General features: G+C 61.3%; 20 protein-coding genes. 8 read left to right on the top strand and 12 right to left on the bottom strand.

Annotation, left to right across the window (positions count from 1 at the left end):
* Positions 1–96 precede the first annotated feature (96 nt).
* From IE093_RS04685 to puuE, 3 genes are all read right to left on the bottom strand, one after another.
* The gene (locus IE093_RS04685; protein WP_189466683.1) at positions 97–2658 is read right to left on the bottom strand and encodes a sensor domain-containing protein; all 2562 of its coding nucleotides are present in this window, start codon (positions 2656–2658) and stop codon (positions 97–99) included.
* A 64-nt stretch (positions 2659–2722) separates the two neighbouring features.
* Positions 2723–4438, bottom strand: coding sequence for a methyl-accepting chemotaxis protein (locus IE093_RS22745; protein ID WP_189466682.1), 1716 nt, complete (start codon positions 4436–4438; stop codon positions 2723–2725).
* Between the two features lie 254 nt (positions 4439–4692).
* Complete coding sequence (puuE, locus tag IE093_RS04675; RefSeq protein ID WP_189466680.1) at positions 4693–5634, bottom strand: allantoinase PuuE; 942 nt, start codon at positions 5632–5634, stop codon at positions 4693–4695.
* 481 nt (positions 5635–6115) lie between these two features.
* Here puuE and IE093_RS04670 point away from each other — a divergent pair, with 481 nt between their 5' ends.
* The 4 genes from IE093_RS04670 (at position 6116) to IE093_RS04655 (ending at position 11499) form a co-directional block, all read left to right on the top strand.
* Positions 6116–6874, top strand: a complete 759-nt coding sequence (locus IE093_RS04670; protein WP_189466678.1) for an aspartate/glutamate racemase family protein — start codon at positions 6116–6118, stop codon at positions 6872–6874.
* A 114-nt stretch (positions 6875–6988) separates the two neighbouring features.
* Complete coding sequence (locus IE093_RS04665) at positions 6989–8356, top strand: NCS1 family transporter (RefSeq protein ID WP_189466676.1); 1368 nt, start codon at positions 6989–6991, stop codon at positions 8354–8356.
* 67 nt (positions 8357–8423) lie between these two features.
* Positions 8424–9881, top strand: coding sequence for an NCS1 family nucleobase:cation symporter-1 (locus tag IE093_RS04660; RefSeq protein ID WP_189466674.1), 1458 nt, complete (start codon positions 8424–8426; stop codon positions 9879–9881).
* A 163-nt stretch (positions 9882–10044) separates the two neighbouring features.
* The gene (locus IE093_RS04655) at positions 10045–11499 is read left to right on the top strand and encodes an NCS1 family nucleobase:cation symporter-1 (protein ID WP_189466672.1); all 1455 of its coding nucleotides are present in this window, start codon (positions 10045–10047) and stop codon (positions 11497–11499) included.
* A gap of 24 nt (positions 11500–11523) precedes the next feature.
* On the opposite strand, the gene IE093_RS04650 is transcribed toward IE093_RS04655, so the two are convergent.
* The 4 genes from IE093_RS04650 to uraH form a co-directional block, all read right to left on the bottom strand.
* Positions 11524–12102: a hypothetical protein gene (locus IE093_RS04650; RefSeq protein WP_189466670.1), complete on the bottom strand. Its 579-nt coding sequence runs from the start codon at positions 12100–12102 to the stop codon at positions 11524–11526.
* Positions 12103–12202: 100 nt separating this feature from the next.
* On the bottom strand, positions 12203–12961 hold the full coding sequence (locus tag IE093_RS04645; protein ID WP_189466998.1) for a GntR family transcriptional regulator: 759 nt from the start codon (positions 12959–12961) through the stop codon (positions 12203–12205).
* A gap of 236 nt (positions 12962–13197) precedes the next feature.
* Positions 13198–14403, bottom strand: a complete 1206-nt coding sequence (locus IE093_RS04640) for a urate hydroxylase PuuD (protein WP_189466668.1) — start codon at positions 14401–14403, stop codon at positions 13198–13200.
* Between the two features lie 74 nt (positions 14404–14477).
* A complete protein-coding gene (gene uraH, locus IE093_RS04635; protein ID WP_189466666.1) occupies positions 14478–14831 on the bottom strand; it encodes a hydroxyisourate hydrolase in 354 nt (117 codons plus the stop codon).
* Between the two features lie 151 nt (positions 14832–14982).
* On the opposite strand from uraH, the gene uraD reads away from it, so the two are divergent.
* The 4 genes from uraD (at position 14983) to IE093_RS04615 (ending at position 18396) form a co-directional block, all read left to right on the top strand.
* Positions 14983–15510 (top strand): 2-oxo-4-hydroxy-4-carboxy-5-ureidoimidazoline decarboxylase, encoded by a 528-nt coding sequence (gene uraD, locus IE093_RS04630; RefSeq protein ID WP_189466664.1) that lies wholly within the window; start codon positions 14983–14985, stop codon positions 15508–15510.
* Between the two features lie 105 nt (positions 15511–15615).
* Positions 15616–16452: an IclR family transcriptional regulator gene (locus IE093_RS04625; RefSeq protein ID WP_229803237.1), complete on the top strand. Its 837-nt coding sequence runs from the start codon at positions 15616–15618 to the stop codon at positions 16450–16452.
* A 90-nt stretch (positions 16453–16542) separates the two neighbouring features.
* Positions 16543–17574, top strand: a complete 1032-nt coding sequence (locus IE093_RS04620) for an aspartate carbamoyltransferase (protein ID WP_189466662.1) — start codon at positions 16543–16545, stop codon at positions 17572–17574.
* Positions 17575–17748: 174 nt separating this feature from the next.
* Complete coding sequence (locus IE093_RS04615; RefSeq protein WP_189466660.1) at positions 17749–18396, top strand: hypothetical protein; 648 nt, start codon at positions 17749–17751, stop codon at positions 18394–18396.
* Positions 18397–18436: 40 nt separating this feature from the next.
* Here IE093_RS04615 and ruvX read toward each other — a convergent pair whose 3' ends face one another.
* From ruvX to IE093_RS04590, 5 genes are all read right to left on the bottom strand, one after another.
* Positions 18437–18883 carry a Holliday junction resolvase RuvX gene (gene ruvX, locus IE093_RS04610; RefSeq protein ID WP_189466658.1) on the bottom strand — a complete coding sequence of 149 codons (447 nt, stop codon included), beginning with the start codon at positions 18881–18883 and terminating at the stop codon, positions 18437–18439.
* A complete protein-coding gene (locus tag IE093_RS04605; RefSeq protein WP_189466656.1) occupies positions 18883–19440 on the bottom strand; it encodes a YqgE/AlgH family protein in 558 nt (185 codons plus the stop codon). Before IE093_RS04605 ends, ruvX begins: the two co-directional genes overlap by 1 nt.
* A gap of 33 nt (positions 19441–19473) precedes the next feature.
* Positions 19474–20331 (bottom strand): energy transducer TonB, encoded by an 858-nt coding sequence (locus IE093_RS04600; RefSeq protein ID WP_189466654.1) that lies wholly within the window; start codon positions 20329–20331, stop codon positions 19474–19476.
* Between the two features lie 15 nt (positions 20332–20346).
* Positions 20347–21306, bottom strand: a complete 960-nt coding sequence (gene gshB, locus IE093_RS04595) for a glutathione synthase (RefSeq protein ID WP_189466652.1) — start codon at positions 21304–21306, stop codon at positions 20347–20349.
* Between the two features lie 90 nt (positions 21307–21396).
* On the bottom strand, positions 21397–22131 hold the full coding sequence (locus IE093_RS04590) for a CvfB family protein (protein ID WP_189466650.1): 735 nt from the start codon (positions 22129–22131) through the stop codon (positions 21397–21399).
* Positions 22132–22214: the final 83 nt, after the last annotated feature.

Here is a 22214-nt window from a genome sequence, read left to right as displayed (position 1 = left end):
TCAGCCATGCAATCAACGGCAGTTCCCGGACCGATGAGCGTCAGGGTGACGCCGGTTCGCAGCGATGGCGCTTCCAAGAGGTGAGCACTGACATGCTCAACATTCCGGTTTGGCCATCATTGCAGCCGAATGGCTAACATGGAAATGCTGCGGCAACGAGGCGAGCTCTGCCTCCGGCAATGGCTTGCTGTAGAGGAATCCTTGCGCTAACTGACAGCCGTGGGCCGCCAGGAAGGCCGCCTGTTCGACCGTTTCGACACCTTCCGCCACTACCTCCTGACCAAGGCTACGCGCGATGGACAGGATGGCTTTCACGAGTTCGGCCCCGTAATGGTCGGTGATAACGCTTTGGATGAACGAGCGGTCGATCTTCAACGTATCGATGGGGAATCGTGTCAGATAGCTCAGCGCCGAATAGCCGGTGCCGAAGTCGTCGATGGCGATGGAAACGCCCATGGACCTGAATGCCGAAAGCGTATCCAGTGTCTTGCCATTATCGTCGAGCAGGAGACTTTCGGTGATTTCGAGTTCTATCCATTCGGGACGGCAGTCAGTGTCGTTCAGGATATCGGCCACCGCCCCGGCCAGATTCTGGGACTGGAACTGCTTGGCCGACAGGTTGATCGCCACCTTGTGAGGAGGCTTTCCTTCCGCGTTCCATTTGGCTGCCATTCGGCAGGCCTCGCGCAGCACCCATTGGCCCAGGTCGACGATCAGCCCGGTATCCTCGGCGATCTGGATGAACTGAGTGGGCGGCACCATGCCGAGCCGAGGATGACACCATCTCAGCAAGGCTTCCGACCCGATCATCATCCCGTCGCTCAGCGACACCTTGGGCTGGTAATGCAGTTCGAGTTCCATGCGTTCGGCGGCGCGGCGCAGTTCCGACTCCAGGGTCAGGCGCTCCTTGGCGCTGGCCGTCAGGTCCTTCGAGTAGTAACGGAAGTTGTTGCGTCCACTGCGTTTGGCGAGATACATCGCCGAATCCGCATATCTCACCAGATCGTCGGCATCGCTGCTGTCATCGGGGTATACCGCAATGCCGATACTGCACGACATAAAGACCTCTCTGCCATCCAACAGGAAGTGGTCGCCGAACTTGCCGAGCACCTTGTCGGCGATGCGGGCGAGATCGTCAACGTGACGGATTTCCGGCAGCAGGATGGCAAACTCGTCGCCACCGAGGCGCGCCACGGTGTCATAACTGCGCACGCATGCACTGAGTCGCGCCGCCGCCTCACGCAACAGCTCATCGCCGACGGAGTGACCCATGGTGTCGTTGACGGCCTTGAACTGATCCATATCGATCAGCATCACACCCGCCATCTGGCCATGCCACGAGGCATCGGCAATCATCTGTCGCAGGCGGTCGTTGAACAGCGCTCGATTCGGCAGCGACGTGAGCGGATCGTAAAAGGCCATCTGATGGATCTTCTGGCGTGAAGCGCTCAATTCGGTGATATCGCGCCCAACGATGAGGACGCTTTCCACACTGCCATCTTCAGCGAATTCCGGGGTCATGCGGACCAGATGACAGAGTTCGAGGCCACTTCTGTTTTTCCACGTCAATTCGAATTCGCGGCCGTTCGCGGTCTCGAACACCTCACGCATGTTCTGTTCGTAGATGGCGACATACGACCCGCCCGGACTTTCCGAAGGCGTCTTGCCGAGCAATGCGGTCGTGTCCCCCCCTGCCAGTACCGCGGCGAAAGCCGGATTGACATACAGGCGCCGCAGGTCGCGATCGTAACGCGCCACCATGTCGGGAGAATTTTCGACCAGGGTACGGAATTCTCGCTCACGCGCGGCAAGCGACTCCTCCATGCGCCTGCGCTCGGTGATATCACAGCCGACGCCGAGCACCCCGGTCATCCTGCCGTCCGCGTCGAATACCGGAACCTTACGCGTTTCCAACAAGACACGCTGGCCGGTGCAGCGATGTGTGATCCATTCCTCGTCAATACAGAGGCGCCCGGCCGCCATCGCGGCCCGATCAGTCTCGCGACAGCAAGCGGCCTCCCCGGGCTCGAACAGGTCGTAATCCGTTCCTCCGATGATCTCGGCTTCCCGTTGTCCCACTGCCTGCTCGAACGCCTGGTTGCAAAACAGAAAGATGCCGTCCAAGTCCTTCAGCCATACCATGTCGGGAATGGCTTGAACCACGCTGAGCAGGCGTGTACGCACCTCGCCAAGGGCGTGTTCCACTTGCTTGCGCTCGGTGATGTCGCGCGACAATACCAGGAATGTGTCTTCGGACGGCTGTTCGCCGCGCTTTTTTGCCAGGGAGTGCTCGAACCAGAGGTGCTCGCCGTCCTGCTGGGGGATGCCGATGACATTGCCGTAAGACACCCCTTTTTCGTCGGCCTCCATGATGGCCTTCAGCGCATCGACGGCCTGCTCGGGTGGAAGCACCTCGTGGACTGTCTTGCCCAGCAGTTCCTCCTTCGGCGCTGCCAGCAATTCCGGGTTCTTCGTCCAGACATTCAGGTACCTGCCATCCCGGTCCACCTCGAACAGAACGTCGGGGATGGCATTGATAATCCCCTCAGCCAGCTCAAGCGCGTCAATGGGATTCCGTTCCACTTGTGTACGCTCGGTGATATCCGTCATCAGGAGGGAGCGCTGCAATGGCTTGCCGTCGTTATTGGATCGAGTCATGGGTTCGCCGTTTCCAGAACATCCGGTTCTCGGTGCTTCAAGGAGCGAAAAGCTCCAATGCACATCAGAATTCCAGCCACTCTTCCTCGGTGGAAGTCTTCGTGGTGGTACCGGACGCAGACGGCAGTGCTGCGGCGCGGGAGGCCGGAGATGGCTCTTCCTCTTTGGAGCTTGGCCGGTCTGGCGTCATCGCTGGCTGCGAGGAAAGCCCCCGCCTGGCCTGCACTTCGTGTTCGTTCAACCGAAATACCGCCACCACCTGCTCCAGGTGTTGAGCCTGGCCCTCAAGAGAAGCGGCCGCGGCAGCCGCTTGCTTGACCAGTGCGGCGTTCCTCTGCGTAACCCCGTCCATCTGGCCCACTGCCTGATTGACCTGGTCGATGCCAGCGCTCTGCTCCTGAGACGCGGAGGAAATCTCATCCATGATGTCGGTGACACGTTTGACCGCCATGACGACCTCTCGCATGGTCTTGCCGGCGTCCTCCACCAGCGCGGAACCTCGACTGACCTGCCCGACGGAGTGTTCGATCAACTCCTTGATCTCATTGGCGGCCGTTGCCGAACGCCCGGCGAGGTTACGGACCTCTCCCGCCACCACGGCGAAGCCTCGCCCTTGTTCTCCGGCCCGGGCGGCTTCCACGGAAGCATTGAGCGCCAGGATGTTGGTTTGAAAGGCAATGGAGTCGATCAAGCCGGTGATGTCGGCAACTTTCCGCGAACCCTCGGAAATGTCGCGCATGGTGGTGATCACTTGCTGCACCACCTCGCCACCATGCTCGGCAGTGCTCGTGGCCTCCTGGGCCAGCCCACTGGCTTGCAGGGCATTGTCGGCATTCTGCTCCACGGTGGCGGTCAACTGCTCCATGCTCGCCGCCGTCTCCTCGAGCGCTGCCGCTTGCTGGTCGGTGCGAGAGGACAAGTCGGCATTGCCACTGGCGATTTCCTGACTCCCCACCAGGATCGCACCACTGCCCTCTCGCACCGTGCCGATCATGTCGACCAACCGCAGTCGCATCTGGCACAAGGCGTTGAGCAACTTGCCGATTTCGTTCTCGCTGGTGGTGACGATCTTGTGTGACAGTTCGCCTTCGGCCATGCGATTCACCACAGCGACCGCTTGGGCGACCGGCTGGATGACGACCCTTCTCAGTCCTACGTAGAATAGAGCCAATACCAGCGCCGCCAACAAGATCATGCCGAGGTCTATCCAGGCGTAAAGATCGCCCTCTGCATCGTATTGATCGATCATTATCTCGGACAACGAGTTCAAATATTCCGAGAAGTCTGTGGCGCTTACGGCAAGGGCATCCGTCACCCCAGTCAATTCGTTGCGCAAGACCCTGAAGGTTGGTATGTCACGCTGCTCCAGCGCTTCACGCATGCGCGGCATCAGCGACTGCGTTGCTGCATAATCAGCCGCCATCTCCTGCCTCAGGGACTCACCTCGTTCCGCCTCCAGGGGGGCGGCCATCAGGCCGTCCAAGAGTGTTTTTACCTGCTCCGCGGCGTTCGCGACGATCTCCAGTTGCCGGTCCGCCTCTACTGTGCGCCCCTGCTCGATGTAATCGGCAGCGATTTCGAGGCGCACCCGAGCATCCAGCCAGATGACCCCCGCCATGGAATTATCCGTTCGCAGCCGGTCGTAGAAGTGAGTACGCTCCAGCGCTGCATTGGCATGCCGGTCACTGATGGCTGCCAGGATGGAAATGGTGCCTACGAACAGGGCGAAACAGGCAAGAGCCGCGATCACGGCCGTGTGGAGACTTATTCGGCGCAACATGTAGCATGTCCCTATGTATGTGTGAATCGAACCACACATAGGTTGTCGGCCGTGGAGGATGCTTCTTTAGCGTTATAGAGAGAAGCCATCGCGGAATGGATAGTTTCACCCACCCCACAACGGAAATTGGATAGTGCTTTCACAAAGGCCTTGAGGCGGGGAGGTGTTCGGTTTGCAAGACAAGCCAGAACGTCATGCCCAAGCCGGTTGGGCACGACGCATCTGCGGATCGTCAATGCCTCCCGCAACCTGCTTCAACGTGCCGATGGCGCGGGATGATGCTCGGCCCAGTGGCGGGCGATGTCCACGCGACGCGTGACCCACACCCGGTCATGAGCCTCGATGTGATCGAGAAAGCGCTGCAAGGCACGGAAACGACCGGGGCGGCCGAGTAGCCGGCAGTGCATGCCCACCGAGAGCATCTTGGGTGTCTCTTCACCCTCCGCATAGAGCACGTCGAAGGCGTCGCGCAGGTAGTTGAAGAAATGGTCCGCGGTGTTGAAACCCTGAGGGGCGGCGAAGCGCATGTCGTTACTGTCCAGGGTATAGGGCACGATCAGGTGGTCGTGCAGTTCGCCCTGGCTGTCCGCCGCGCGAGTCCAGAACGGCAGGTCGTCGCCGTAATAGTCGCTGTCATAGAGGAAGGAACCCTCGTCGAGCACCAGCCGGCGGGTATTGGGACTGTCGCGACCCGTGTACCAGCCCAGCGGCTTTTCCCCGTAGAGGTTCTGGAAGATTTCCATGGCACGTCGCATGTGCTCGCGTTCGATGTGCTCCGGCACTTCCTGATAGTGGATCCAGCGGTAGCCATGACAGGCGATCTCGTGACCCAACTCCTTGAAGGCGTGGGCCACCTCGGGATGACGCTCTAGGGCCATGGCCACGCCGAATACCGTTAGTGGCAAGCCACGACGTTCGAACTCGCGCAGGATACGCCACACGCCGGCTCGGGAGCCGTACTCGTAGATCGACTCCATGCTCAAATGACGGTCGGGGTAGGAGGCTGCGCCGATGATCTCGGAGAGAAACTGCTCGGACCCGGCATCGCCATGCAACACGCAGTTCTCGCCGCCCTCTTCGTAGTTAAGGACGAACTGCACGGCGATACGCGCCTGACCCGGCCAGTTGGCCTGAGGAGGGGTACGGCTGTAACCGATCAGATCGCGAGGATAGGCATCATTGGATATCGAGCTCATGGCGGTTTCCTTCTTGTTTTCTTGTGGCTGAACAATCATCACTATGTATACAAAGAAAAGATAGGATGTATCCACTCCCCTTGCAAGCCGGGTTGGAGAAAACCAGGGCAGCCAGCGCCCCAACCTTTGCCATGACCTCACCACGACCCTCTCGGCCACGGGCTTGGGCCGTGATGATGAGGCTCAACCCCGCCAGCGCTTTCCGCTCAGAAAAGGCATGACACACAAACTGTATACAAAAATAAATATGAAATGGTGACAAAACTAGAGAAAAACTAGCGACAATTGGTTGGCACATAGGGGCAAATTCTACACGACACCTAAAAATATCGCATATCATCTTGATTTTATAGAACAAAACATAGATCTCACTAAACGCCACTTTCCCCTTGCACTGGTAAAAGCCATCGCCTATTTTGTGTACAAAGACAAATTCTTTTGTCCACAACAATGAATCGGCACATCAGGAGCACGACAGGCGATGCATATTCGCGTCATCAATCCCAATACCACCGCCGACATGACGGCGACGATCGGCGAGGCGGCTCGCGATATCGCCGCGCCCGGCACACGTATCACCGCCACACAACCAGCGCATGGCCCCGTTTCCATCGAGAGTCACTTCGACGAGGCCATCAGCGCCGTAGGCGTCCTGGAAGAAGTCTTGGCCGGAGAACGCGAGCGAGTCGATGCCTATGTCATCGCCTGCTTCGGTGATCCTGGGCTACAGGCGGCGCGTGAGCTGACGCGCGCGCCGGTAGTCGGTATCGCCGAAGCGGCCTTCCACATGGCCAGCCTGATCAGCACACGCTTTTCGATCGTTACGACCCTGGGGCGCACCGGGATCATCGCCGAGCACCTGCTGGACCAGTACGGTTTCCGCCATCACTGCCGGCGAGTACGTGCCGCGGAGATCCCGGTGCTCGATCTGGAGGAGAACGCCGATGCAGCGCTGGATCGCGTGATCGCCGAATGCCGTCGCGCCAAAGAGGAGGACAACATCGGCGCTATCGTGCTGGGTTGTGGCGGCATGGCCAAGCTGACCGGCCAGATTCGCGACGCCGTGGGACTGCCCGTGGTCGAGGGTGTCACCGCCGCCGTCAAGCTGGCCGAGGCGCTAGCTGGACTGGGCCTTGAGACCAGCAAGTATGGCGACCTGGCCTTTCCTCGACCGAAACCCTTCAGCGGACGTTACGAGCACCTGTCACACCTCGACCTCCAGGACGGGAGTAAAGGATAACGATACTCAGGAAACCAACGACACCAACAACACGAGCACGCCGCAAGAGCCACCTTCCGGCCATCAGGCCGGACAGACAACAACAATTCATTCAACCCTTGCGAGGAAAGCATCATGAGTCATGAGCCACTCCAGGCCCAAGCCACCCTGGCCGGCCAACCCGACAACACCATATCCAAGGCTCCCGGGGACGAATCCCTGGCGCCCCAGCAGACCCGCATCATGGGCCGGGCCTCCTACTTCCTGGCCTGGTTCGGCGGCTGCGTCTCGATCGGCACCTTCGCCATGGGCTCCAGCGTGGTCGGCACGCTGAACCTGATCCAGGCGACCCTGGCGATCGCCATCGGCTGCTTCGTGATCGGTATCGCGCTCGCCATCAATGGTGCCGCCGGCTACAAGTACGGCATCCCCTTCATGGTCCAGGCGCGCAGCGCCTTCGGCTTCGCAGGTACCCGCGTCCCGGGACTGGTACGCGCCGTGCCGGCCATCGTGTGGTACGGCTTCCAGAGTTGGATCGGTGCCGGCGCCCTGAACATGGTCTCGGCCACCCTGTTCGGCTTCGATAACCTGGTGTTCTACTTCATCACCTTCCAGTTCCTGCAGATCGGCCTGTCGGTGATGGGCTTCCAGGGCATCAAGTGGCTGGAGAACATCGGCAGCGCTTTCATCCTCGCCTCGCTGACCTACATGTTCTATGCCACGGTGCAGCGCTACGGCGACGAGCTGTCGGCCAGCCTGCTGACCATGGAAGGCTCCTGGGGCCTGCCCTTCTGGGGCGCCACCATGCTGTTCCTGGGTATCTACAGCACCATGATGCTCAACGTCAGCGACTACTCCCGTGAGCACAAGCACGGCACCGGACCGGGCATCCTGACCACCATCTACGCCATGTCGATCCTGCCCTGCACCCTGTTCATGGGCCTGATCGGTTTCATGGTCTCCGAGGCCACCGGCACCGCCGACCCCATCCAGGTATTCGCCAACGCCGTCGACAACACCCCGCTGCTGATGACCACCCTGCTGTTCATCGCCTTCGCCCAGGTCACCACCAACGTGCTCAACAACGTGGTACCGCCGACCTACGTGCTGATGGACGTGTTCAAGATGAAGTTCCCGATCGCCACCGTGATCGTCGGCCTGCTGGCCTTCGCCACCTTCCCCTGGAAGCTGGTCCAGCCCGAGTCCGCCGCCGGCCTGCAGCTCTTCGTGCAGACCTACTCGGCGTTCCTGGGTCCGATCTTCGCCATCCTGGTGGTCGACTACTACATCATTCGTCGCCGTACCCTGGACCTTGCCAAGCTGTATGACGAGCAAGGGCCCTACCGCGGCGTCAACTACGCCGCCTTGATCGCCACTGCCATCGGCATCGTCGCCGCACTGAGCTTCTCCGCGGTGTCCTGGTACGCCAGCCTGATCCCGGCCGGTGTCACCTACTATCTGCTGATGCAGCACTGGGCCCCCTGCCAGCGCTTCCGTAGCTGATCGACTCGGCCTGCCTGGTCTCGCCGGGCAGGCCAGGCCCACCACAACAAGCACAATGGTGAACCCGATGAAAGATAGCGACCTGGATATCCAGAGCATCGACACAACGCTCTATAATGAGGACCTGGCCCCGATACCGCACAGCAAGCGCTCCTGGGGCTGGTTCGAGATCTTCAACGTGTGGTCGAACGACATTCAAAGCCTGTTCGGCTATACCCTGGCAGCATCGCTGTTCCTGACCTACGGCCTGAACGGCTGGGCGGTGATGGCGGCCATCATCCTGGCCGGCGTCATCGTGATGTACCTGGTCAACCTGACCGGCAAGCCCAGCGTCAAGTACGGCATTCCCTTCCCGGTGATGATCCGCGCCAGCATGGGGGTGCGCGGCGCCAACTTTCCCGCCATGCTGCGCGCGATCATCGGCATCTTCTGGTACGGGGTGCAGACCTACTTCGCCTCCACCGCGGTCGCGCTATTGATCACGGCCTTGTTCGGCGCCGGCGACGGCAGCACGTTCCTGGGGCTGTCGGGCGTGGCCTGGGTATCGTTCGTGATCGTATGGGTGTTCCAGATCGCGATCTTCTGGCAAGGCATCGACCGCATCAAGCACTTCCTCAACTGGGCCGGCCCCTTGGTCTACCTGGTGATGGTGGCGTTGATGATTGTGGTGTGGGTCCAGGCCGGTGATGAGCTGCTGCCCGCCGTCGCCACCATATTCAGCGCCTCGGGCGAGCACTCCGGCAGTTCCATTGCCGCCTTCCTGGCCATCGTCGGTACCATGGTCGCCTACTTCGCCGCGGTGGTGATCAATTTCGGCGACTTCACCCGCTTCGTGCGCAGCGAACGCGAGATGAAGCTCGGCAACCTGCTCGGCCTGCCGCTCAACGTGGCCTTCTTCTCCTTTATCGCGCTGATCATTACCGCCGGCACTCTGGTGCTATTCGGCGAGGCTCTGACCAATCCGGCGGATATCGTCGAGCGCGTCGATTCACTGCCGCTGACCATCGTCGCGGCGCTGACCTTCTTCGCTGCCACCGTGGGCATCAACCTGGTCGCCAACTTCATTCCGCCGGCCTACGACTTGGCCAACCTCTTCCCCAGCAAGATCAGCTTCAAGATGGGGGGGCTGATCACGGCGATCATTGCCTTCTTCGTCGGCGCGCTGTGGGTCTCGGTGATCAGCCAGATCGGCGTGCCCGGCTTCGTCAATGCTCTGGGGGCCATCGTCGCGCCCTTCTACGGCATCATCGTGGTCGACTACTATCTGGTGAAGCGTCAACACCTGGACATGGAGCAGTTGTTCTCTTCCGATCCGGCTGGCGCCTACCACTATGTCAAAGGCTGGAATAGCAAGGCCCTGGCGGCTTTCGGCATGGCGGCGCTGTTCTCCATCTCCACCGTGCTGATCCCCACCCTCAGTGACCTGAATGGGTACGGCTGGCTGATCGGCGCCGGGCTTGGCGGCCTGTTCTACCATTTCCTGATGCGCAGCCATAAGGTGGCGATTGCCTCAACCCAGCCGTAGGACAATCCCCTCCATATCCTGAACACGATTCCCCGGGCCAATGGCCCGGGGAATCGTGTCGGTCGACATCTTTCGCGACACAATCTTCATCGCAGGCAGATTTACCCTAGCTATCTTATGCTGAAACAGCGGCACAACTTTTCAGCACAGGAAGCGCTTCAGTATGGACGGCGAACTGGAAATCAAGAGCATCGACACAACGCTCTATAACGAGGACCTGGCCCCGATACCGCACAGCAAGCGCTCCTGGGGCTGGTTCGAGATCTTCAACGTGTGGTCGAACGACATTCAAAGCCTGTTCGGCTATACCCTGGCGGCCTCGCTGTTCCTGACTTACGGCCTGAACGGCTGGGCGGTGATGGCCGCCATCATCCTGGCCGGCGTCATCGTGATGTACCTGGTCAACCTGACCGGCAAGCCCAGCGTCAAATATGGGGTTCCCTTTCCGGTGATGATCCGCGCCAGCATGGGGGTGCGCGGGGCCAACCTGCCGGCCATGCTGCGCGCGATCATCGGTATCTTCTGGTACGGCGTGCAGACCTACTTCGCCTCCACCGCGGTCGCGCTATTGATCACGGCCTTGTTCGGCGCCGGCGACGGCAGCACGTTCCTGGGGCTGTCGGGCGTGGCCTGGGTGTCCTTCGTGATCGTGTGGGTGTTCCAGATCGCGATCTTCTGGCAGGGCATCGACCGCATCAAGCACTTCCTCAACTGGGCCGGCCCCTTGGTCTATCTGGTGATGGTGGCCTTGATGATCGTCGTCTGGGTCCAGGCCGGCAGCGAGCTGATTCCCGCCGTCGCCACCATCTTCAGCGCCTCGGGCGAGCACTCCGGCAGTTCCATCGCCGCCTTCCTGGCCATTGTCGGCACCATGGTCGCCTACTTCGCCGCGGTGGTGATCAACTTCGGTGACTTCTCGCGCTTCGTGCGCAGCGAACGCGAGATGAAGCTCGGCAACCTGCTCGGCCTGCCGCTCAACGTGGCCTTCTTCTCCTTTATCGCGCTGATCATCACCGCCGGCACCCTGGTGCTGTTCGGCGATGCCCTGACCAATCCGGCGGATATCGTCGAGCGCGTCGATTCACTGCCGCTGACCATCGTCGCGGCGCTGACCTTCTTCGCCGCCACCGTGGGCATCAACCTGGTCGCCAATTTCATCCCACCCTCCTACGACCTGGCCAACCTGTTCCCCAGCAAGATCAGTTTCCGGATCGGCGGCCTGATCACGGCCATTGTCGCCTTCTTCATCGGTGCGCTGTGGGTCTCGGTGATCAGCCAGATCGGCGTGCCCGGCTTCGTCAATGCCTTGGGGGCCATCATTGCCCCCTTCTACGGCATCATCGTGGTCGACTATTACCTGGTGAGGCACCAGCGGCTGGATATCCAACAGATGTTTTCCTCGTCACCCGACAGTGCCTATTACTACGCCAAGGGCTGGAACCAGAAAGCCCTGATGGCGTTTGGATTGGCGGCGCTGTTCTCGATCTCCTCGGTGTGGGTCCCGACGCTGGCGGCGCTGACTGGCTATGCCTGGCTGATCGGCGCCGGGCTGGGCGGCCTGTTCTACTATTTCCTGATGCGCAACCATAAGGTGGCGGCGGTATCCACCCGCCCATGACACGATCGCTGATGTCCAAGAATGTTAGCGTTCAAGCGAGTTCAGAACCCGAAACGCACAGCGAGCATGCAGGCCAAGCAACACCCCGGCGGTCGGCAGGTAGACGAATAGCCAACCGGCATAACCCTGCAGATAAAGGATGATCGACGGAAACACCACCACCAGCAGATAGAAGACACCCCAAAACCCATTGGCCACAGGGGCATGATGGCGGCGAAACCAGTCCGGCCAACCGCCAGCGAGATGAAACAACTCACCCTCGCCGCCAGTGGCACGGTTGAGCACTCGCTCCAACTCGCGCATACGCTGCAGATGAAAGAAGAAGATCGACTGCTTGAGCAGGTCGAAGAACATTACCAGCACGATCACCAGCAGCAAGATCAGGAAACCGACGGGGGTCACTGGCTGCTGAAGGCGGGCGTCCAGTTCGAACAGCCGCGACAGGGGATCCCATGCCAGCAGGGCGCCAATGGAGCCGAACAGCCGGATATCGCCAAGCGACTTGTGGATATAGTCGTTGCACACCCCACTGATCCGCACGTACTCCTCGTAGACCCTATCCAGGGAAATCTCGTCTGGTGCGTTCTCTGGTGGTATCGACACTGGCAAATATCCACCCGCAAGGCCGACCGTTAGCCTTCAGTATGGCGTGCCTGGAGGGGGCTGCAATGTTCGCCCATGAGGGAAAGCCGGGCTTCCGGGGTCAGGCGGAAAAGATGCTATGCAGGTCCGGGACCTCGTCGGCTTCCTCGACGATCGACAGCGATGACTCGATGGTCTTGAGGTGACGACTCATGAAGGCCTTGGCACGTTCGCCGTTGCCCTCCTCGAGAAAACGGATCAACTCGTCGTGGTCATGCGACTCGCAGCCCAGATGGCCAGCACTGCCATAGACGGCCAGGATCAGCGAAGAGCGCGAACACAACCGAGCGACGAACTCAGCCAGCGTGGCGTTGCCTGAGAGCTTGGCCAGGCGCTCGTGAAAGGCCGCCGACAGCTTGATCGCGACACTCTGCTCGCCAGCGCGCAACGCCCGGCGTTCGCGGCTGGCCATATCGCGCAGCTCACGGACGTCGGCCGCGGTGATGCGCCGTGCCACCTCCGGCATCAAACCGCACTCCACCATCTGACGCGCCTCGAAGACATCCTTGGCTTCATCGGCGGTGGGCCGCGTCACGCTGGCGCCACGGCGTGGTGTCAACGTGACCAATTGCTCCAGCGCCAGACGCTGCAGGATCTTGCGAATCCCGGTGCGGCTGACGCCGAACACCTCGGATAGCGCGTCTTCGCGCAGGCGCGCACCGGGCTTCAGACGGTGTTCGATGATGGCATCGCTGATCGAGCGGTAGATCGCATCATGGCGCTCGGCGCCGTCGCCATTCTTGCCCCGCCGTGCGGGTCGGTCATGCGCCTTGTCGGCTTGAGCCGGCAATGGGGGCGACGCTGGTTTTCGCTCGGTCATGATCGGCACTGCTCCACGACTATCCATCAAGGAATATCCTCAGGAAACACTGAATAAATGCCTGCGCAGATCAATCGCTGCGTTGCGCGGTGCGCGGAAGCCTCACATATACCCCATATGCTCCGGTTCCTGTGCTCCGGGCGCCTTGCGCTTGACCATGCTCGTCGGTTTATTCAGCGCTTCCCTCATTGTATACGCTTTCCGCGTATCGATACGACCACGACCCGCCAGTCCCATCATTCCGACCATGCAGCGATGACATCACGCTCTTCATCGGTCATGTTGGTCATGTTGCCCAACGGCATGTAGCCACTATCCACTACCTGCTTGGTCTTGGTGATCTGCCGCAACAGTTGTTCCTGTGTGTCATACACCACACCGGCAGGCGCGGAAGAAAAGCCGGGCTGCGACGGTTGTTGTGAATGGCATGCCACACAGCGCTCGGTGACGATGGCATGCACGTCTCCCAGCGTCGGTCCTTCGGTGGCGGCCATGGCATCCGAGGCCGGCCTGCTGGAAGGTGCCGCCAGCCAGACGCTGAGCAGAATCAACGCCACCCCCGCGGCCGGGTATGCCGGTTGGATCTTGCCGGTGTGCATCACGACGAAGAACTGGCGGATCAACGCGCCGGCGAAGATGAACAGCGACATGATGACCCACGACAGTTCATGGCTGTACATGAACGAGTAGTGATTGCTCAGCATCAGCAACACCACCGGCAGGGTGAAGTAGGTGTTGTGCACGGAACGCTGCTTGCCGCGCTTGCCATCCAATGGATTGGGCTCTTCACCGGCTTCCATTGCCTTGACCATGCGCCGCTGGCCGGGAATGATCCAGAAGAACACGTTGGCCGACATGGCAGTGGCCATCACCGCGCCGGTGAGCAGGAAGGCGGCGCGCCCCGAGAAGAGCTGCGTACTCAAGAAGGCGACCACTACCATCAGCACCGCAACGGCCAGGCTCAGGATACCGTCACGATCCATGTTGGGGCTGATGCGCTTGCACAGCTCGTTGTAGACGACCCAGCCCAGCAGCAGGAACACCAGTGCCACGATGTTGGCTTGCCAGCCCGTCATGTTGGCGGCCCATTCCCAGCTACTGTTTGGATTGACCAGATAGACCTCGGGGCTGGTCATGTACAGCAGGGCGAACAGGGCGAAGCCCGACAGCCAGGTGGTGTATGACTTCCAGAACGACCAATGCAGATCGGCAGGCAGTTTTCCCGGGCTGGTGGCATATTTTTGATTGTGGTAGAAGCCGCCGCCATGCACGGCCCACATTTCACCGAACACACCCTTCTTACGGGCACTTTCGTCCTGGGGTGTTTTCAGGCTGTTATCCAGCATCACGAAATAGATCGACTCACCGATCCAGGCGATCGCTGCGATGACGTGCAGCCATCGCAGCAACATGTTGGTGAAATCGAGGAGGTAGGCTTCCATAACTGGGCTCTCGTCTTGTGCGGTTATTGTCTGTCGTCAAGGTGGCTAGGGCCGGAGATCACGTTTGAGAGCTCCTAGCTGCCCCGGTAGGTGGAATAGCCATAGGGCGAGAGCAGCAGCGGCACATGATAATGCTCGCTGGCATCAGCCACCCCGAAACGCAGTGGGATGCGGTCCAGGAAGCGCGGATCGTGCCCCGGCACCCCCAGGCGCCCCAGGTATTCGCCAACGTGGAACAGCAATTCATATTCGCCAGGGGCAAAGGCCTCTCCTTCGAGAATTGGTGCATCGCAGCGGCCATCCTCATTGGTCATGACCTCACCCAGGCGCGCACGGTGTTCGTCTTCCACGCGGAAGACCTCGATCCGAATGCCCTGGCCCGGGCACCCTCGGGCGGTATCCAGTACGTGTGTCGTCAAGCGTCCCATAGGGTCTCTCCTGTTGTTATGGTGTAGGCTATATCACATCCTATTGAAGACAGTTTTAGCTCGAAAAAGAGTACATTTCAAAATTTTTTTGTATACAGTTAGTGTGTCCATACATAGACATCTCAATCGATCACGCCAGGAGGCTCACGCCATGAACAACAAGATCCTGACTCCCCCACCGCGCACCCTGGACCGCGACGCCTTCGTCGCGTGCTTCGGCGATATCTACGAGCACTCCCCTTGGGTCGCCGAATACACCTGGTACGAGGGGCTGACGACTGCCCAGGACACCCCCGCAGGGCTCGCCGATGCCATGGGGCGGGTACTGGCCTCGGCGAGCCCCGAGCGACAGCTCGAGGTGATTCGTGCCCACCCCGACCTCGCGGGCAAGGCCGCCCTGGCCGGCAGTCTCACCGATGACTCCACTCGCGAGCAGGCGGGCGCAGGGCTCGACCAATGCACCCCCGAGGAACTGGCCCGTTTCGAACGATTGAACGAGGCTTACAAGGCCCGTTTCGGCTTTCCTTTCGTGATGGCGGTTAAGGGCAACGATCGCCATGCCATCCTGGCAGCCTTCGAACGACGTCTGAACAATTCACCGGACGAGGAGCGGCGCACCGCCATCGAGCAGATCAACCGTATCGCCCGTTTGCGGCTGGAGGAACGTGCCGAAACATAAAATGGAAGCGTTTTCCGTTACCACGACAGCGCGATCATGAGCGTGTATGCTATGGCCCTGAAAACGAACGCATGTTGGCATCATGAGCGTGACGGAGACGAAGGCGTGACGACGGAGACCAAACGCAAGCCGGTGGGGCGTCCCGCCGGGCCAGGCAAAAGCAGTGGCGGACACAGCCAATCGCTGGTTCGCGGGCTCAACATTCTCGAAGGACTGGCCGCGGCTCCCGGCGGTCTGGGCCTATCGGATATCGCCCAGATCGTCGGCTTGGCGCCTTCCACGACCCACCGCTTGTTGCAGGCCCTGCACAAGCAAGGGTTCATTTCCCAGGATGCCGAACTCGGCCTGTGGAAGATCGGTGTCAAGACGTTCCAGATCGGCAACACATTCCTGGAAGCGCGTGACTTCGTGGCCACTGCCCGGCCCTTCCTGCGCCGGCTGACCAATGAAACCGGCGAGTCGGCCAACCTCGGCATCCGCGACGATGGTATGGCGGTGTTCCTGGCCCAGAGCGAATCCCCACAAATGATGCGCATGATCACTAGGCTAGGCTCACGCGCCCCGATGCATGCCTCCGGCGTCGGCAAGGCTCTGCTGGCCTGGCTGCCGGACAAGGAGGTCGAACGTATCCTCCAGGCGCGCGGCCTGCCACGGGTCACCGACAACACCATCGACACCCCGGCACGCCTGCGCGAGGGGCTGGCCGAGATTCGCCGCCAGGGCTATGCCTGCGATCGCGAAGAGCATGCTGTGGGGCTGCACTGCGTAGCGGCCTCGATCCACGATGAACAGGGTCTCCCGCTGGCTGCGATTTCGGTCTCCGGCCCAGTGGCGCGGATTCCCGAATCACGCCTGGCCGAACTCGGCGGCCTGGTCGGCCGTGCGGCACGCGAGATCACCATTCAACTCGGTGGCCGGATGCCGTCCCTGGACGACTATTGAACCGTGGCGATTTGCCTATAGGGTCCGTGATGCGCAAGGCATTGGCGGTTACACTAACGCCAATTTCACTGCCGCACTACGAGGCCCTCGATGACTCCCCATCTGCTGTCCGTCGATTCGCTGTCCCGTGACCAGGTCGATCACCTGCTGCGCGTCGCTTCCCGCATGGAACCGATCGCCCAGCGACGCAAGGTCACGCGGGTGCTGGAAGGCGCCGTGCTCGGCAACCTGTTCTTCGAGGCCAGCACACGCACCCGGGTCAGCTTCAATGCCGCTTTCTGCCGACTGGGCGGCAGCGTCTGCGATACCACCGGCTTCACCTTTTCATCGATGGCCAAGGGCGAGTCGCTCTACGATACCAGCAGGGTGATGAGTGGCTACTGCGACGCCATCGTGATGCGCCATCCGGAGCAGGGGTCGGTGGCGGAATTCGCCGCCGCCACCCATGTGCCGGTGATCAACGGCGGCGATGGTCCCGGCGAGCACCCCAGCCAAGCCCTGCTCGACCTCTACACCATCGACAAGGAGTTCACCCGGCTCGGCAAGTCACTCGCCGGTGCCCACCTGCTGCTGACCGGGGATCTCAAGTACGGACGCACCGTGCACTCGCTGATCAAGCTGCTGTCGCTCTACGACCCTATGCGTATCACCCTGGTATCGCCCCCGGGACTGGAAATGCCCAGCCATTTGATCGACCTGGTCACCTCCCGAGGCCACCGTGTCGAGCAACGCGAAAGCCTGGCCAGTGATTTCTCGGACCTGGACGTGATCTATACCACACGCATCCAGAAGGAACGCTTCACCGACGAGATGAGCGAGAGCTTCAACGGCATTTCCCAAGACTTCAGTGTCGACCGCGCCTTCCTCGAAGCGCGCTGCAACGCCACCACCATCGTCATGCACCCACTGCCTCGCGATAGTCGCCCCGGTGCCAACGATCTCAATGTCGACCTCAACGGCGACCCGCGCCTGGCGATCTTCCGCCAGACCGACAACGGCATTCCCATGCGCATGGCGATCTTCGCCACCCTGCTGAAGGTGGAGGAACTGATCGAAAAGGACCTGCGCGAGGTGCGCTGGTTCGTGCCGAAACAGATTGGCGTCGACGATAGCCGGTTCTGACACCGCGCCGACGAGGAATAGACCTTTGGATGGGCTGTCGGCTTCCGGAGGATATGAGACACTGCCGCAAGCCACGTCATGGGCCGCGGCCGGCTTGCCCCGGTATGGGCGGCCCGCACCGATTCCTGATCCACCGTCGAATCGACCACTAATCAGTCAGGGGGCGTTGCGTCAATGAACATGAATCGAGCTTATTTCCTGCTGGGGGCTTTCTACAGCCTGCTTGTCCTGCTGGGCATCGTTGCGCTACTGATCGGGGCTGGCTCCCCGATGGCGCTGGTGCAGGTGGCGGTTGGCGCCCTGGCGGTGATCGGACTATGGGGTTACATCCTCGACAAGGGTTTTCTCAATCCGCGCCTATGGCGGCCACTCGCCTATCTGCTGGGCACCGGCGCCGTCCTGCAGCTGGTGGCGACGCTCACGGCTTCGCTGTCCCTCGTCGACATTACCTGGATGCTGATCAGCGCCATGTTCTCCGCGCTGATGATCTTCATCCTGCACCAATACGGTGATCGTGATCAGGACCTCTGGGCCACGCCCGAGGAGATCGAAGGCGGTCGGCTGCTGGGCGAGCTGCTGTCCCAACAGCCGGAACTCGTCATGGAAAAACAGGATCAGGACAGGCAGGCCACCGTCAATGTGTCGAAGGTGGGAGAGCGATATCGCGCCAGCGTGGTCAGGGCGCGGGGAGAAACCGAGGAACGCTTCGAAGAGCATTTCTCATGCCTCTCGACACTGGCCTTCTTCATCGAGAAGTACACCTGCATCACAGTGGGGGACTTCGGTCGCAAGTACGCTGACAGTCCTGCAAGCACTGCATGATCGCCCCGGGGTGAACTAGCCGGTATGCCGCCCGGCGCCCTCATGCGCGGTGCGGCAACCCTTCCCGGATTGCGAAAAAGCTCTCCAGAATCAACTGCGCGGCCAACCCATCCACTCCCTCGTCGCGGTAGTTGCCGCGATGACCACGCTCCCGGGCGATGGCCTTGGCCTCGCGGGTCGAACCTCGCTCGTCGACCATCTCGCATGGCTTGCCATAGCGACCGTACAAGCGCTTGCCGAACTTGCGCGCGCGGATGCTCATCTCGGATTCGCTGCCGTCCATGTTCAACGGCAAGCCGACCACGAACAGATCGGGCCGCCATTCATCGACCAGACGCGTTACCGCATCCCAGTCGGGAATGCCGTCGCGTGCCGGCAACGGCTCAAGTACCGAGGCATTGCCGAGCATCTCATTGCCCACCGCCACACCGATGCGCCGCACGCCGAAGTCGAAAGCCAGAATGAGGCGTTGGCCTGGTGTTGCCATCAAGAATGACCTGCGTCGCGACTCATCAGATTGAGATCGATCCCCAGGATGCCGGCGGCAGCATTCAAGCGCTGCTCGGGCGGTACCTCGAAGAGGATGTCGGCACGCCCCTCCACCGTCAGCCACGAGTTCTCCTTGAGCTCGTGTTCGAGCTGACCGGCCTCCCAGCCGGCACACCCCAGACAAACCAGGAACTCCTTCGGTCCCTGGCCGGCGGCGAGCGCCTTTAGCATGTCCATGGATGTGGTCAGGGCAATATCGTCGGCCACCTGTATGCTCGAGTCCCAGGATTCGCTGCTGCCGCGATGCAAGATGAAGCCACGATCCTTGTGCACTGGGCCGCCATAGTAGACCGGCGCATCACGGTGTGGGCTGTCGTCGCCCCCAAGATCGAGCTGGTCGAACAAGGCATCCAGCGTCAGGTCGAGCGGCCGGTTGACGATCACGCCCATCGTGCCGTTATCGTCATGGTCGCACAGATAGCTCAGGCTACCGGCAAAATGGGAATCCTCGAGATGAGGCATCGCCAGCAGAAAATGGTTTTTCAAGCTTTGCATGGGCCTCCCTGGGCGGCAGGGTCGAACTGCACCCTATTGCACGCCGAAATTGTTGCCTTTGCCGAAGCGCCAGACACGTGTGATGGTCAGGCTGTCCACACCGGCCATACCGCGATCGAAGGGCCGGTAGGGCGCTGCACCATGCACGGTGTTTAGTGCTGCCTGATCGAGTTCGGTATGTCCTGACGATTGTACCACTTCGGCCTGAAGTAGCTGACCCTTCCGGCCAATCACGACGCGAATCCGTAACTGGCCGTCGAGATGGGACGGTGCTGGATGAAAGCGATTGCCGTAATCCTCGACCCGCCGCGTCCAGTCGTCGATATAGCGCGCTTCGGCGGCCTGACGAGCGGCACTGTCGGCTCCTCCCTCCAGCCCTCCCGCCCGGCTGGCATCGAACCCCTGCTCTCGCACACTCGAGGTAGCCTGCGCCAGCAGATCGCGCCCACGCATGGAAGACGCCGCAGATGTCGCCCCGTTACCTTGGGTCGTTGGCGGCGAGGGCGACTCCTCTCTCGACTCAAGCGCACTTGGTGCCTCGTCTGGAACCGGCTGCGCCGATTCGGCTGCCGGCGGCTCAACCTTGGCCACCTGCTCAGCGGCCTCAGGGGGTGCCGTGACCTCCGATGTCTCGAGTCTTGCCGCACGCTCGGCGGACGTTTCGTCGGTCGTGTCGCCACTGGCCCGTTGGTTTGCCTCGGCGACGGTTTCGGCGGCCTGCGGCGCGACCGACGGCTGTGTTACCAGTATCACGTCGAGGCTGGAGCGCCGTTCTGGTGTCTCAGGTGCCAGCGACCAGCTCGCCACCGCCCCGAACAGGGCCAGATGCAGCAGCAACGATGCCACCCAGGCAAACCACTGCCGATGGGGCTGGGTGACCGTCAACACCATGGCGACACCCCGCTTCTAGGCCGACACACGCCGCGCGATGGCGTCCATCAGCAGGCCGGCGATATCGGTGCCCCGCTGGTCGTCGATCTCGCGCACGCAGGTGGGGCTGGTGACATTGATCTCGGTAATGTAGTCGCCGATCACGTCGAGGCCAACGAACATCAGGCCCTTCTCCTGGATCAACGGCTTGACCTGCTCGATCAGCCAGTGATCGCGTTCGGTCAGCTCACGGCTGACGCCACGTCCGCCAGCGGCCAGGTTGCCGCGCGTCTCGCCGGCCATCGGCACGCGTGCCAGACCATAGGGTACCGGCTCGCCCTCGATCAGCAGGATGCGGGTGTCGCCGTCGCGGATCTCGGGGAGATAGCGCTGGGCCATGATCTGGCGCTGCCCGCGCTCGGTGAGGGTCTCGATGACCGCGCCCAGGTTGCGCCCGTCGGGGCCCACGTGGAAGATGCCGCTGCCGCCCATGCCGTCCAGGGGCTTGTAGATCACATCGCCGTGCTCGGCGTGAAAGGCGCGCAGCACTTTCTCGTTGCACGACACCAGGGTCGGCGCGCTGCACTGGGGGAACTGCTGGGCAAAGAGCTTCTCGTTGCATTCCAGCAGCGCCCGGGTGGGGTTGACCACCAGCACGCCCTCGCGCTCGGCGAAACCCAGCAGATGCACGGCGTTGAGAAAGTGGCTATCCACCGGAGGGTCCTTGCGCATCAGGATCACGTCGAGCTCGGCCAACGGCCGGCTCTGTGGTTCGCCCAAGGCATACCAACGCTCGGGGTCGCGAAACGCCTCGAGTTCGCACATCCGGCTCCAGGCGCGACCGTTCTGTAGGAACAGGTCCTCCTGCTCCATGTAGTACAGCGACCAGCCACGGGCCTGGGCGGCCCATAGCATGGCCATGGTGGTGTCCTTCTTGTAGGCGATGCCGGCGATGGTATCCATCACCACGCCGACCCGGAGGGCACGTTCGCTCATCAGCTTGCTCATTGGATCCGGAGCTTCCACGAAAGAGGCATTGATGAACGCAGTATGCCGCAGGGCGAAGGAGAAGACCAAGGCGGACGCTCAGTCATCTCCCTCCGCAAGCAACCGAATGCCCTCGTCCTCGATGACAATCAAACGCTTCTTGTAGAGCCGACCGATGGCCTGCTTGAAGGCGCTTTTGCTCACCCCCAGGCGGGCCTTGATCTCGTCGGCCGGGCTCTTGTCGCAGAGCGCCAGATAACCGTGGTTACTACGCAGCGTCTCGAGCACCTTGTCGCCAACCGAGTCGAGCCGTGCCGCTCCCGGCGGCAGCAGCGACAGGTCCAGACGACCATCGTCACGCACGCGCTTCACATAACCGGTCAACCGCTGGCCACGGCGCGGCGTCTGGGGCAGGTCATCGTGATAGAGCAGCCCCCAGAAACGGTGGTCGACCACCGCCTTGACCCCGAGGTCGGTGCGCTCGGCGATCATCAGCTCGACCTTGTCTCCCAGTGCCAGGCCGTAAGCTTCGTCCGTGATGAAACGGTCGAGTCGCTGCGATGCCACCGGTCGGCCGCGATCGTCCTCGTAGATCATTACCAGCACTCGTTTGCCGGGCTCGGGCCGAAAGCGCTGCTCACCATAGGGCAGCAACAGATCCTTGGGCTGCCCCCAGTCGAGGAAGGCGCCGGTATCGTTGACCGTCACCACCTGGAGGTAGGCCACTTCGCCATAACGCGCCGGGGGTAAGCGATCGGCACCGTCTCGACTGCCAGCAGAAGACGGGGCGCGAGGACGTGAAGCAGTGGGGTGATCCTTGAATGACCGGGACATGGTGGTTTCCTGCGAAGATGTCGGCCCATTATGCGACCGTGAAGTCGTCACGGGCAAAGCCTCAAGTCAGCCCCAGATAGTCG

Source organism: Litchfieldella qijiaojingensis (assembly GCF_014651875.1).
GTDB classification, from domain to species: Bacteria; Pseudomonadota; Gammaproteobacteria; order Pseudomonadales; family Halomonadaceae; genus Litchfieldella; species Litchfieldella qijiaojingensis.
This window is presented reverse-complemented; position numbering and strand designations above follow the sequence as displayed.

What these genes read in the sequence shown, in the direction of transcription:
- gshB (WP_189466652.1), bottom strand. Translation starts at nt 21,306, where the DNA reads ATGAGCGAACGTGCCCTCCGGGTCGGCGTGGTGATGGATACCATCGCC.
- IE093_RS04640 (WP_189466668.1), bottom strand. Translation starts at nt 14,403, where the DNA reads ATGGAAGCCTACCTCCTCGATTTCACCAACATGTTGCTGCGATGGCTG.
- IE093_RS04600 (WP_189466654.1), bottom strand. Translation starts at nt 20,331, where the DNA reads ATGGTGTTGACGGTCACCCAGCCCCATCGGCAGTGGTTTGCCTGGGTG.
- IE093_RS04655 (WP_189466672.1), top strand. Translation starts at nt 10,045, where the DNA reads ATGGACGGCGAACTGGAAATCAAGAGCATCGACACAACGCTCTATAAC.
- IE093_RS04645 (WP_189466998.1), bottom strand. Translation starts at nt 12,961, where the DNA reads ATGACCGAGCGAAAACCAGCGTCGCCCCCATTGCCGGCTCAAGCCGAC.
- IE093_RS04620 (WP_189466662.1), top strand. Translation starts at nt 16,543, where the DNA reads ATGACTCCCCATCTGCTGTCCGTCGATTCGCTGTCCCGTGACCAGGTC.
- IE093_RS22745 (WP_189466682.1), bottom strand. Translation starts at nt 4,438, where the DNA reads ATGTTGCGCCGAATAAGTCTCCACACGGCCGTGATCGCGGCTCTTGCC.
- uraH (WP_189466666.1), bottom strand. Translation starts at nt 14,831, where the DNA reads ATGGGACGCTTGACGACACACGTACTGGATACCGCCCGAGGGTGCCCG.
- IE093_RS04590 (WP_189466650.1), bottom strand. Translation starts at nt 22,131, where the DNA reads ATGTCCCGGTCATTCAAGGATCACCCCACTGCTTCACGTCCTCGCGCC.
- uraD (WP_189466664.1), top strand. Translation starts at nt 14,983, where the DNA reads ATGAACAACAAGATCCTGACTCCCCCACCGCGCACCCTGGACCGCGAC.
- IE093_RS04615 (WP_189466660.1), top strand. Translation starts at nt 17,749, where the DNA reads ATGAACATGAATCGAGCTTATTTCCTGCTGGGGGCTTTCTACAGCCTG.
- IE093_RS04670 (WP_189466678.1), top strand. Translation starts at nt 6,116, where the DNA reads ATGCATATTCGCGTCATCAATCCCAATACCACCGCCGACATGACGGCG.
- IE093_RS04665 (WP_189466676.1), top strand. Translation starts at nt 6,989, where the DNA reads ATGAGTCATGAGCCACTCCAGGCCCAAGCCACCCTGGCCGGCCAACCC.
- IE093_RS04685 (WP_189466683.1), bottom strand. Translation starts at nt 2,658, where the DNA reads ATGACTCGATCCAATAACGACGGCAAGCCATTGCAGCGCTCCCTCCTG.
- IE093_RS04660 (WP_189466674.1), top strand. Translation starts at nt 8,424, where the DNA reads ATGAAAGATAGCGACCTGGATATCCAGAGCATCGACACAACGCTCTAT.
- puuE (WP_189466680.1), bottom strand. Translation starts at nt 5,634, where the DNA reads ATGAGCTCGATATCCAATGATGCCTATCCTCGCGATCTGATCGGTTAC.
- IE093_RS04605 (WP_189466656.1), bottom strand. Translation starts at nt 19,440, where the DNA reads ATGCAAAGCTTGAAAAACCATTTTCTGCTGGCGATGCCTCATCTCGAG.
- ruvX (WP_189466658.1), bottom strand. Translation starts at nt 18,883, where the DNA reads ATGGCAACACCAGGCCAACGCCTCATTCTGGCTTTCGACTTCGGCGTG.